The sequence below is a fragment of the Desulfoluna spongiiphila genome (assembly GCF_900101345.1).
GTDB classification, from domain to species: Bacteria; Desulfobacterota; Desulfobacteria; order Desulfobacterales; family Desulfolunaceae; genus Desulfoluna; species Desulfoluna spongiiphila.
The window spans coordinates 266352-278100 of the sequence record NZ_FMUX01000005.1; the positions used below are offsets into that span (position 1 = coordinate 266352).

General features: G+C 55.9%; 10 protein-coding genes. 7 read left to right on the forward strand and 3 right to left on the reverse strand.

From position 1 onward, the window contains the following. Positions 1-2: 2 nt before the first annotated feature. The 3 genes from BLQ12_RS09400 to BLQ12_RS09410 form a co-directional block, all read right to left on the reverse strand. Positions 3-533, reverse strand: coding sequence for an ATP-dependent zinc protease family protein (locus BLQ12_RS09400; protein WP_092210384.1), 531 nt, complete (start codon positions 531-533; stop codon positions 3-5). A 395-nt stretch (positions 534-928) separates the two neighbouring features. Continuing rightward, entirely contained in the window at positions 929-1648 is a 720-nt protein-coding gene (locus BLQ12_RS09405) for a BON domain-containing protein (RefSeq protein ID WP_175469610.1), read from the reverse strand. 35 nt (positions 1649-1683) lie between these two features. Continuing rightward, positions 1684-2718: an NAD(P)H-dependent flavin oxidoreductase gene (locus tag BLQ12_RS09410; protein WP_175469611.1), complete on the reverse strand. Its 1035-nt coding sequence runs from the start codon at positions 2716-2718 to the stop codon at positions 1684-1686. Positions 2719-3470: 752 nt separating this feature from the next. Here BLQ12_RS09410 and BLQ12_RS09415 point away from each other — a divergent pair. From BLQ12_RS09415 to BLQ12_RS09440, 7 genes are all read left to right on the forward strand, one after another. Further along, complete coding sequence (locus BLQ12_RS09415; RefSeq protein ID WP_092210387.1) at positions 3471-4991, forward strand: DUF1846 domain-containing protein; 1521 nt, start codon at positions 3471-3473, stop codon at positions 4989-4991. 538 nt (positions 4992-5529) lie between these two features. Then, positions 5530-6330, forward strand: coding sequence for a DUF3592 domain-containing protein (locus BLQ12_RS09420; RefSeq protein ID WP_139163920.1), 801 nt, complete (start codon positions 5530-5532; stop codon positions 6328-6330). Between the two features lie 203 nt (positions 6331-6533). Further along, positions 6534-7253: an esterase/lipase family protein gene (locus BLQ12_RS09425; protein ID WP_139163921.1), complete on the forward strand. Its 720-nt coding sequence runs from the start codon at positions 6534-6536 to the stop codon at positions 7251-7253. A gap of 116 nt (positions 7254-7369) precedes the next feature. Next, positions 7370-7939, forward strand: a complete 570-nt coding sequence (locus BLQ12_RS09430; protein ID WP_092210389.1) for a response regulator transcription factor — start codon at positions 7370-7372, stop codon at positions 7937-7939. A 263-nt stretch (positions 7940-8202) separates the two neighbouring features. Continuing rightward, the gene (locus tag BLQ12_RS09435; RefSeq protein WP_175469612.1) at positions 8203-9534 is read left to right on the forward strand and encodes a metal-dependent hydrolase family protein; all 1332 of its coding nucleotides are present in this window, start codon (positions 8203-8205) and stop codon (positions 9532-9534) included. A gap of 30 nt (positions 9535-9564) precedes the next feature. Continuing rightward, entirely contained in the window at positions 9565-9735 is a 171-nt protein-coding gene (locus BLQ12_RS27385; protein WP_175469613.1) for a hypothetical protein, read from the forward strand. 425 nt (positions 9736-10160) lie between these two features. After that, complete coding sequence (locus BLQ12_RS09440) at positions 10161-11669, forward strand: DUF1214 domain-containing protein (protein WP_092210391.1); 1509 nt, start codon at positions 10161-10163, stop codon at positions 11667-11669. The last annotated feature ends 80 nt before the right edge of the window (positions 11670-11749 follow it).

Below are 11749 nucleotides of genomic sequence, written 5' to 3' on the forward strand. Positions count from 1 at the left end.
AGTTATTCCTCGTCCATGGGGGTAGTGACGTTTTTCAGGGTGACGTCTACGATGAATTCGCCCTCAAGAACGTTGCGCCCGATGAGTATCTGGTAGGTGAACTCCGAACGGTCCGTGAGGGTGAACTCTTTGTAGAGCTCGACACCGCCCAGCATGATCTTCATTTTGATCACGGGGCGCCCCTGGCTCTTCTTGCCGTGGCTGGTGATTTTTACGGTGCGGGACAGTTTTCGCTCAAGTTCCCGGGCTTCTTTGCTTTTCCTGTCTGTAAGGGTAAAACGGACCCATTTTTTGCCGTCACGCTCGAAGTTCTTGATGTTCGTGGCATCCAGGGAGGAGGTGGTTGCGCCCGTGTCGATGCGGGCGGGCAGGGTAACCCCGGCTTTGACAAGGGTCACCGGTTCCACCTCACCGATAACCTGCCGGCCGGGGGGAGCATCCGGGTGCGGCCGGCTTCCGGCGCATGATGCGCAAAGGATTGCAACAGACACGGCGATAAGCATGGGAACGGTCACAAAGGATGTTTTTTTCATGGGAGGTACGCTGTCCTTTTGGGTGTGAGAGTTTGTTTATGCAGACATCTGTTCATGGCTTTTTGGGGCATGGCCGCTTATTGGGGTGCAACGGGTTCGGCCAATCCCGGAAGGCAACGCCATGGGGGCGTTGAGAGTCACCGGGACGGGACAAGGTGGGTTTTGTTGTTTTTCAGGTGTCGGGGTCGGGCCGTAAAATGAACTGCCACGGGCCGTCGGGGGCATCTCGTGTGTTCATGACCGCTGGGTTTTATATGGCTTGCTTCTCAGGGTAAGGGCAGTGGTGGTGTTTTGGAAAACCTTTTTAATTAAAAAACATACGGCATAACTATCCGCTGTTCAATAGAAAAAAAGAAGTGATGTGCGGTTTACATATCGGTGAGCAACGGGTCATCTCACGGAACAGGTGGCGCGGTCTCTTCCGGCACCATGACGGGAGGCAGCGGGTCCAGCGCCTCAGGCTGATCCTCGGTGATCAACTCCTCATCCTCTTTCATGGTCATCTCGGCGATGGCGTCCATGACAGCTTCCCAGGACCGACCGGTTCCCGTGGCCACGAGAAAGGAGCGCACTTTTTTGACCCCGGGGGTGTGGCGGGCGTGGTACTCGGCGGCCTGCATGGCTCTGTCCGAGCTGACCACCCCGAGGAGCACGGCATGGCACTGCACGGACTTGACAAAAATATTGGTGGAGAAGACCGCGCTGTCCGCAACCAGCCGTGCGTTAAGCTCGGTTGTGATACGCAGGTTGTCGGCGAGGGTGCAGAACCGCTCATCCCCTTTTTTCAGGATATAGGGGACCGGTGGCTTGCCGGTGACCTCCCTGGCGATGGCCACAAGGCGTTCGGCCTCGGCCAGGGTGTCGCACTGCCCCACGATAAAGGGGTAGCCGTAGTAACACTTGGCCGAGACGTCCAGGACCATGGTGACGTCATCGGCCAGGATCTCTTCCATGAGCAGGGCGGTGAGTTTTTTATCGTTTAAGATGTGCTTGATGCTGCGCTCGTCCACGGCGGTTTTGTAGACGGTCCTCGCCCCGCTTCGTATGGCCGACCCCACGCTGCAGGAGGCAAGCAACAAAAGGCCCAAGACTGTGAGTGTGACATATCGTTTCATGCATGCACCGCAAAAGGGAGGGGCCGCCGGATATCTCATGCCGAGCTTTTCTGCTGCCACGCCCCTTCGTTTTCTGACAAAAGGCCCCGGGCCAGATCAAGGGACTCCCGGGCCTCTGCGATCATTCGCTCCATGAGCTCTCCAACGGTGGGGATGTCCTCGACGAGGCCCACGGATTGCCCGATGGTGAGCATGGCTTCCTCCGCGTTTCCCTCTTTCCAGACGGCCTTGGCCCGCTCACCGGAGATGAGGGGGAGAAGGTCGGTCAGGTCGCCTCCGGCATGTTCCACATCCGCCACCTGTTTCATGATGGTGTTGGACAGGGCGCGTACCTGCAACCCGAAGGCGCTCAAGAGGGATTGAAGGTTCAGGGAGGTGTCGTACTCTTTTTTATCCACGAGCACCTTGTGGATGTTGGGGTGGACCTCACTCTCCCGGGTGGCAAGAAAGCGCGTGGCCATCATGATGCCGTCGGCACCTAACGAGAGGGCCGCCGCCAGGCTCCGGCCGTTGGCCATGCCCCCTGCGGCCAGGACGGGGATGTCCACCTCCGAGACCACCCTGGGCACCAGCACGAGGGTGGAGACATTGTCTTTGTGGGGGAAGCCCCCTTCCTCGAACCCGGCGATGGTGACAGCGTCGTAGCCCACCTTCTGGGCGTGCACGGCGTGCTTGACCGTACCCACCTTGTGCAGCACCTTGACCCCGGCCTCTTTGGCCATGGGGATAAATTCCGGGCCGAGGAACCGGTCCACGGGTGCACCGGCGATCTCAAGGGCCGTGACCTCTTTTTCACAGCACACCCTGAAAAAATCCTGGAGCAGCTCAACGGGAAGGCGGATGGAGGGCATGGTGGTGATGTTGACGATGAACGGGGCGCGGGTCAGCTGGCGGGTTTCATCGATGGCCGTTCGCAATTCATCGGCGCTGTTGTAGTTTCCCGAGGTCAGGTTGCCCAGGGCGCCCGCGTTGCTGATGGCAGCGGCCAGGGAGGGTTTGGCGATCCAGAGCATACCGCCGCACTGAATGGGGTACCTGCATCCGAAGAGGTCCGTCATGCGTGTTTTCATGGGGTGTCCTTTGCGGTTGAGTGGGTTTGGGACGTGGGGGCGCTGAAAAAGAAATGCACTGAGATGTTCATACGTTAGCACAGGCGGGGAAAACGGGTCAACGACGGGGAGACCGCACGGCTCCGGATGGGGCGGATAAAAGGGCCCGGCCTGCATGAAACAGGGGGCTTTCCATGCAAAGATGAGAAGAAAAACAGGCTGTTTTGTCTCCACGGGTGACGCCGGGCGGGAGGCTGCGGGCTTCAGGGAAAAACCCAAAACCGGCCCTATGGGGCCCGGGGGATTCCTCGGGTTGCCCCCGCCGGAGTTTCTTTTTATCTCTTCCGTCCCACGGCCTGAAAGCCGGACCCCCCGCCATTTGGCTTTCTGCGGGATTTTTCCCGGAAGACCGGCTCCACGGCGTGAAAGAATCTTCTTTGCAGTTCTCTTCACCTATGGTAATCCCGGAACATTGTGGCAATAGATAACCCGTTCACCACCCCTTAACCCGGTTCCGGGCTGAGTTTAGATGTTGTCTTACGAAGTCTATGATACGACCGCCCTGTCCAGCCAGCCAGTGCTTCTGTGACGGTGTGGCCATCATGCAGTGTTCCGCCGCAGCGGGGCCCTGCATTTTTTGGGACCATCATGCCAACCCCCTGAAAGAGTCGTTTGAATGATACACGCAAGGTAGTGCGGTACGGTTTTGCTGTGCCGAAGGGTTGACTGCGTTTTCATGACGGCTTTTGAACCGATCCCTTGAGGTTTTGATTATGAGTGCAAATCAGATTTTTGATAATGAGAAGTACCTGCGGGAGCAGGCCGGTGAGATCCGGAAGCGTATTGAACGATTCGACAACAAACTCTATCTGGAGTTCGGCGGCAAACTGATGTTTGACTATCATGCCGCCCGCGTGCTTCCAGGCTACGATCCGAACATCAAGATCCGCCTTCTGCAGAAGCTTAAAGACCAGGCGGAGGTACTGATCTGCATTTACGCCGGGGACATCGAACGCAAGAAAGTCCGCGCCGACTTCGGCATCACCTACGAGACCGACATCCTCAAGATTATCGACGATCTGGCCGAATGGGGGATCGAGGTGCGGGGTGTTATCATCACCCGCTTTGAAAACCAGCCTGCGGCTGTGCTCTTTAAAACCAAGCTTGAGCGCCGCGGCGTCAACGTCTACACCCACTATTTCACCAAGGGGTACCCCACGGACGTGGACACCATCGTCAGCGACGAAGGCTACGGGGTCAACGACTACGTAAAGACGGAAAAACCTCTGGTTATCGTCACCGGCCCCGGTCCCGGCAGCGGCAAGATGGCCACCTGCCTTTCCCAGCTTTACCATGATCACCAGCACGGCATCCAGGCCGGTTACGCCAAATTCGAGACCTTCCCCGTCTGGAACCTGCCCCTGAAGCACCCGGTGAACATCGCCTATGAAGCGGCCACGGCAGACCTGGCCGACGTCAACATGATCGACCCTTACCACCTGGAGGCCTACGACACGAAATCGGTGAACTACAACCGTGATGTCGACGTCTTTCCCGTGCTCAAGAGGATCCTTCAGAAGATCACCGGCGACGAGTCCTGCTACCTTTCCCCCACGGACATGGGCGTAAACCGCGTGGGCTTTGCCATCGCCGACGACGAGGGCGCCAAAGAGGCCTCCAAGCAGGAGCTGATCCGGCGCTACCTGCGTTACCGCTGTGAATACGTCCTCGGCATGGTGGACAAAGACACCGTCCAGCGTGCAGAGCTGCTGATGAAGGAGTTTGATCTCACCGAAGAGGACCGCTCCGTGGTGGGACCCGCCAGAAGGGCCGCCGAAGAGGCCAAGGCCGATCCCCGCCTGGGCAACGAAGGGCTCCATTGCGGCGCCGCCATCAAGCTGAAAGACGGCACCATCATCACCGGTTCCAACTCCCCGCGCATGCACGCCGCAGCCAGCGCCATCGTGCGCGCCTTGAAATACCTGGCGGAGATCCCCGGAAAGATCCAGCTCCTTCCCCAGGCCACCGTGGACTCGGTGAACAACCTGAAAATCGATGTCCTGGGCGAGAAGAACCTCTCCCTGGACCTCCAGGAGACCCTGATCACCCTTGCCATCAGCGCCACCAGCAACCACGCGGTGCAGCTTGCCATGGAAGGGCTCAAGGAGTTCAAAGGGTGTGAGATGCACATGACCCACATGCCCACCCCCGGCGATGAAGCGGGGTTGAGGCGACTGGGCGTCTACCTCACCACCGACCCGGTTTTCTCGTCCAACAATCTCTATACGGCTTAGAAAAAAGGCCCGCTTTGCGGGCCTTTTTTAGGTCACAGGGCAGGGCGTGGGGGACTTTCCTTGCGGTAAACCCGGACGGTTTGGGTTGCTGCCGCTTGATGCCGCGACCTTAATTAAAGAGTATCAGAAAAGCAGAACGCACCGGAGCACAGCTCTCCGGTGCGTTTTTTTGTAGGCATGTCCTGAACCGGATTGGAGCGCCGCACTCCAGTGCGGCTTTTTTTGTCATGCCCCGCATTGCATTGAAACGCCACGACTGCGTGTCGTCCTTTTCTATAGATGAGCCTTTGGCTCCACCGGAGCGCAGTGATTTCGACGGCAAGGGATGCATGTAAACACGCCGAATTTTCATTCACAGCCCTGAAAACAAAGAACACCTTTTGTCTTTCAAGCTAGCTGTGATACGTGTGTGTTTGACATGTTTCGGACACGTTAGACGTGCCGGGGTTTTGTTTTTTTGTCTGTTTGTCGAACGTTTCAAAAGTTTGGCCCCTGGCAGGGCCGCCGGAGGCAAGATTTTTTTATCCTTAAGGGGAACATGATGAACGATGCAGCATCCCGGCGCGTGCCCGCCGGCCTTTTCATCCGTTTTTTACTGGACCGCCCACGGGCCCTCTCCGTTGGGCTTATGCTGACGGTCCTGCCCGCAGGCGTCCTGATCCTGCTCAGCTGGCTCATCACCTCCATGGACGGCAAGGGGCCTGATTTTGACTCCCTTTTAGCCGAGGGGGCCTCCGTTGCCGCCACCGTGGTGGACGTGACGCCGGTGACCCGCATCACCATTGAGAATCGAAATCCGGTGCGCATCACCTATCGCTATGAGGCCGGTGGCTCACCGGTTACCGATGTTGTTCAGACCATGGCCGAGGCGGGATATGGCCTTAAACCCGGCCAGGCTGTGACGGCGCTCGTGGCAGGCGGCGATTCCATCCTCCCCGATTTTCCGCCGGTGGTTTTTCCCCATTGGGCCATTGCCGTCATCGGCGGCATATTTGCCATGATGGGCCTCCCGTTTCTGCTCTACGCATGGGCCGGAGCCGTTGCCAGACGGCGGCTATACCATTGCGGCGTTCTCATTGACGGCACGGTGGATTCCCTTTCACCTTCCCACTGCGTGCCCTTCACCGCCACCCGGATGCAGGTGGCCTTCACCGGGACGACAGAAGAGGGCAGGGCCGTGAAAGGCACTTCCGTGGTGGTGGTTGATGAAAGCTGGCACGGAAAAAAAAGGGGGAGCGCGGTGCGGGTGCTGGTGGACCCGTCATTGACCGAACACGCCTGTGTTGTGGAAGGGGCGGTGCTGGTGCAATGTGATGAAGGGCTAAAGGCAAAGGGCTAAAGGTGAAGGGCCTCCGCACTGTATTATTAAGGAGGCATGCCCTGCCGGGCTTTACCCTCATACGGGAATGCCTGGAAAGCGACTGCATAACCATGATCCCATACCTTTGTTGCAGGGTTTCACGGGTGCCCCTCTTGTCGCGGAGGCTTTGCCCTTGTGTGTGAGCCTGTGTTGACCATGGCATTTCCCTCGGAGATATGACGATGAAATATGGAGTTTTCTTCCTGCTCTTTTTTTTGATTTTTGATTCAGCTGCCCTGGCAGAAACAGGCCCGGGTCACCCCAAAGGCGTGGTCCTTCTCCACGGCCTGGCGCGTTCGGCGTCCTCCATGAAAAAGATGGAAAAAGCCCTGCAAGCCGCCGGGTACCAGACCCTCAATATCGACTACCCCTCCACCAGCCATCCTGTGGAGGTCCTCTGCCGGGACCACGTGGCCCCGAAGGTCAACGCGTTTTCCAAGGCCACCGGAGGGTCCCTCGCCTTTGTCACCCACTCCATGGGCGGGATTGTCCTTCGGTACCTGGTGAAAGAGGGGCTCATCGAAACCCCGCATAGCGCCGTCATGCTTAGCCCACCCAACCAGGGCAGTGAAACCGTGGATAAACTGGGCGGCCTTCGGCTTTTCAAGCTCATCAACGGCCCTGCAGGCAACCAGCTCGGCACCGGCCCGGATCAGCTTCCAGCCACACTTGGCCCGGTGACGTTCCCCTTAGGCATCCTCACCGGTACCCGTACCATCAACTTTATCCTTTCCGCCCTGATTCCCGGCCCCGATGACGGCAAAGTGGCCGTTGCCAGGGCCCCTGTGGCCGGTATGGCCGATTTTAGAGCCATCCCCGCCACCCATCCCTTTATCATGAAGAACAGGACAGCCATTGAAGAGACGTTGGGGTTTCTGGAAAAGGGGAGGTTTAGTGAATAGGAAACAGGGCGCGTTTCATGACACCAGCGTCTCTGCCAGTCATCTTCGGTTTGAGAAGGGCCGTCAACGCCCCCTGACACTGGTCACGGCACCGGCCGGTTACGGGAAGAGTCCCCTTGCCAGTTTATGGGTTACGGCTTGCGGCTTTTTCTGGGCAGGTTCTGAAGCAGGATCCGGTGCTGCTCACCACGATGATCGTTCTCGGCACCGATCTATGCAAGAATATCGATATCTACTCGTTCACAGAAAAAGCGTCGCACATGTTGGCGGGGCTTTGGCCGGAATCTGAGATATACCGCGAATTAAAAGGCGAGGCACTGGTGCTGCAGGGCCTTCTGACTCTTTTAAGGGGTGACGTTTTCTCTTACGTTCGAGAGGCTTTGAAATACCGGCGTGAAGGGGCCTGTGTGGTCAGGTCGCTCCTTGTTTTTGTTCTCTTTCGGGTATCAGATGGCAGAAGCCACCTCCGAACAGCCCTTCACCGATCTTTTACCCCCCCCCGTGAAGCCGAATTGCTGCCTCTTATGGCCCAAGGTGTGAGCAACATGGAAATAGTCGAAAAACTATGTATTTCCACTGCAATCGGTAAGGCCCATTTGAAACATGTCTTCAAGAAATTGACCGCAACAAATCGTATCGGAGCTCTCAACAGCGCGCGCGATCTTGGACTCATCAACCCCACATGATGTTGTTTTTGCCCATGGCGGTGAACCATAAAAATACCTCTTTAGTGGTATTTACATCGCGAATGCAACGTTGTAGGTCCTAGTGAACAGTCGGTATCGCCATCGGTGTGGATCGCGTGACGTGTCGTAATAAGGGCGATGGCGATTAGTGATCGTGTCTGTGACCCCGTTCCTTGCAAGGGTGATGAGCCTGCTTCAAAGGGCAATCGTTTAACAAGTCGGTTTAAAAGACGTGGAGACTACCCATGAAGAAGAGAATGATTGTGATTGTTGCCCTGTTCGCGTTGACAGGGCTTGTCGGCATGGTGCAAGCCGCAGGGCATGAAGATGCAGCTACCTCAGCCGTTCTTATTAAAAACGTGAATGTATTTGACGGAAAAAGTGACCAACTGATCCCCCGTCAGGATGTGCTTGTGAAGGGCAATATCATCGAGGCCGTGGGGCAACATATCGCCGCGCCCCAGGGGGCGATAACCATTGACGGAAACGGGAGGACCCTGACTCCGGGGTTCATTGACGCCCACACCCATCTCCAGTGGAATATGGGGGTTACCGAGCACATGTTTAAACCCCTCGATTATCAGGCGGCCCTCTCCCTGGTCGAGGCGGAGAGTACCCTGATGAGAGGTTTTACGACAATCAGAGATGTAGCCGGCAGCATTTTCGGTGTCAAAAGTGCCATTGACGAAGGCTACTTTGTTGGACCGCGAATCTACTCAGGTGGGGCCGCCCTCAGCATGACGACCGGCCATGGTGACTTCAGGTCCCCGTCCACCATGCCGCGGATGATGGGAGGCGCCGGGGTAACCGACGTCGAGTATGCGGGACTGGTCATTTTTGCCGACGGCGTTCCCGAAGTCCTGACGGCCAGCCGCATGCAGTTTCGCAAAGGGGCGCACTTCCTGAAGGTATTCACAGGTGGTGCCGTCTCCGGCTTGTATGATCCCCTTGATATCGCAGAATACTCCCTTGAAGAGCTTAAGGCGGCCGTCGGTGAAGCCGAACGCTGGAACACCTACGTTGCCGTGCATACCTACACCGATGCGGCAACCAGAATGGCCATAGAGGCCGGCGCCAAGACCCTTGAACACGCCAACTTGATCACGGAGAAAACAGTAAAGTTGGCCGCCAAAAAAGGGGTCTATATCAGCGCGCAGACCGCTCTGTTTATGAGTCCTCCTCCCGAGAGCTTCACCTTGGCCCAAAGGGATCGCCAGCAGCAGGCCAAAAAGGGCCTGGACAACCTGATGACCTCTTGCAAAAAGCACAAGGCCAACGTGCTGTTCGGCACCGATATGGTCGGCTCAATGGAATTGAAAAAACTGCAGGTCACGGAGTTTACCAATCGTACCCAGTGGTTCACAAATGCGGAAATTCTAAGGCAGGCCACATCGGTTAATGCCGAGGTGCTTGCGTTGTCCGGCCCACGAAACCCCTACCCCGGTAAACTTGGTGTGATTGAAAAAGGGGCATTGGCTGACATTCTTCTGGTGAACGGAAACCCCCTGGAGGACATCAGCATTTTGACAAAGCCCGACGAGAACCTGGCGCTGATCATGAAGGATGGAAAGATTTATAAGAATACCATTGAGTAGCCTGTACTAAATTCAAAGGAGGCGCCAGTTATGGAACACGTTAAGGGCAAGACATTAGCATTACGCACGCTGCTTACCTTGCAGACCACCTATGGGGTGATGGCGCTCTCCTTTCTTTTTGTCAGCGGGTGGTATGCCCGTACAACGGGCAAGGCCCTCAGTGCTCAGATAATCCTTTTTTGGGACTTATTTCTTCATTAATTAAGTGGTTTAGATTTTTCGTGCAATGTGGTACGTTATTGCGATAAACGCAACGTCATTTCTTGCAAGCCTCTCAATCCATGGAAAAGTCCTCCCCTGCGTGCAGTTTCGCGTCTGTTGAATCGTAAAATTGCCTTCGTCCCTCTTCACCATCCCTTGATCCGTTTTTCATGGGTTCTCTTGGCTGGCAGTACAGCTGATGACCAGAGCCAAATGTATAGACCCCATTTGCCCCATTTTTGCAGGGCTGTCTTGTGTTACACCAAAATTTCCATGGGCTGGTGACTTGCCGGATCGAGTCGTGGCCTCCCCCGTCGAGCCTGGAGGACAAGCGGAGCCCCCCAGGGCTTGACTCCTACAACGGGGCCTTTTCGAAGACCTCTGGGGCGGATCCCAATCATAGAACAATCTCAAGGAACATTCAGATGAAGAAGAAGATAACCGTCATGGTGACTATGCTGCTGCTGATGATGGTGGCGGTCGGATCGGTACAGGCGGCAGAAAAGTTACCGCCGGAGAAGACATTTGATCAGACAGACGGGGTACTCGATCGAGCCCGCTCTATAGAGGATATTGAGTACAAGATCATGGTCCAGCGCGCCACTCAGGGAGCAATCTACTACATGCCTGCCGTCGTCATGGTGGACTTTGTCAAGGCGATCCGTCGTGATTTGGGTGGAGACCTCAACGATGTGGCTTATCTGAACGCACCGTTGGGCTCTGACGACGGCTTTCTGACTGCAAACGATGTAACGGCCTATGCCTGGGCATCCCTGTCTTCCAGCCGTGGTCCCATTATCGTCGAAGTGCCTCCTGCAACGGACAAGGTGAGTTATTTCGGCTCCATCCTGAATGCATGGTCACAGCCCATCGAAGATGTCGGACCTGCTGGCAGAGATAAAGGCAGGGGTGGAAAGTATTTGCTGTTGCCTCCCGGGTACGATGGCGAGACGCCAAAATCCGAGCTGGAGAAGGATGGCTATTTTGTCTATGAAACAGACACCTATGAGTATGGTTTTTCCTTTAGGCCGCGTCTTTACAACAATGCCACCGACAAAGACGCCGGCGACTACGCGAAGGGGGTTAAAATCTACTACCTGTCCGAAGCGGCCAACCCGCCGCCGACCAACCACCTCAATGCTACCGAAAAGAGCTATGATTGCCTTCCATATTACAACTATACATTCTTTCAGGACATGGATCATGTCGTTCAGAACAACCCCATTCGCACCCAGGACAAGGCGATGGTCTCGCTTCTCAAGGACCTGGGGATTGTAAAGGGGAAACCGTATGAGCCGACTGAGCGGCAACGCAAAGCAATGCATGAAGGTCTGCTCCTCGCCTATGCCTCAATGCAGAAATACTTTGTGACACCCGGCAAGTCCATGGAACCCCTGTGGAAAGATAAAAACGGGAAGCCGAAAGCCCAGTGGATGTTCTGGCTATTTGGCCCGGGGCAACCCGAAGCGGGATTCACCCATGAGACTGAGACAGAGATTCTGGTGGACGACAGGGCTGCAAAATATTTCTATGTCACCTATTTACCGAGGTACCTGGGCGGTGGCACCTTCTACTTGACGGGACTGTTTGATTCCCACGGCGACATGTATGACGGCAAGTCCACGTACAAGCTGAATGTACCGAAAGATACCCCTGCCAAGGATTTCTGGTCGGTTATTGTCTATAGCCTGGAAACGAAGAATTTTATCCGTGATGTTGACAGAGTAGGGCTTTCATCCCGTAATGCCGACGCCATGCAGATCAATGATGACGGCTCCTGTGATGTCTATTTTGCACCTGAAGCGCCAGAGGGCAAAGAGTCGAATTGGATTCCAACCGGCGAAGACTTTTTTCTGCTCTTTCGTCTGTATGGACCCGAGAGCAAGGATTTCTACAAGACCTGGATGCTTGGCGATCTTGAAAAAATCAATTAGATGCGCAGGTTCAAATATCCGAATGTGGCGGAGCCCCCCCCCTATGGCCTTTTTTTATGGCGAACCTTATAAATACTGGA

Bases quoted from the DNA above. Each gene is read 5' to 3' on its own strand.
- BLQ12_RS27385 (WP_175469613.1), top strand. From the start codon at position 9,565: ATGGAACACGTTAAGGGCAAGACATTAGCATTACGCACGCTGCTTACC.
- BLQ12_RS09415 (WP_092210387.1), top strand. From the start codon at position 3,471: ATGAGTGCAAATCAGATTTTTGATAATGAGAAGTACCTGCGGGAGCAG.
- BLQ12_RS09410 (WP_175469611.1), bottom strand. From the start codon at position 2,718: ATGAAAACACGCATGACGGACCTCTTCGGATGCAGGTACCCCATTCAG.
- BLQ12_RS09440 (WP_092210391.1), top strand. From the start codon at position 10,161: ATGAAGAAGAAGATAACCGTCATGGTGACTATGCTGCTGCTGATGATG.
- BLQ12_RS09405 (WP_175469610.1), bottom strand. From the start codon at position 1,648: ATGAAACGATATGTCACACTCACAGTCTTGGGCCTTTTGTTGCTTGCC.
- BLQ12_RS09425 (WP_139163921.1), top strand. From the start codon at position 6,534: ATGAAATATGGAGTTTTCTTCCTGCTCTTTTTTTTGATTTTTGATTCA.
- BLQ12_RS09400 (WP_092210384.1), bottom strand. From the start codon at position 533: ATGAAAAAAACATCCTTTGTGACCGTTCCCATGCTTATCGCCGTGTCT.
- BLQ12_RS09420 (WP_139163920.1), top strand. From the start codon at position 5,530: ATGATGAACGATGCAGCATCCCGGCGCGTGCCCGCCGGCCTTTTCATC.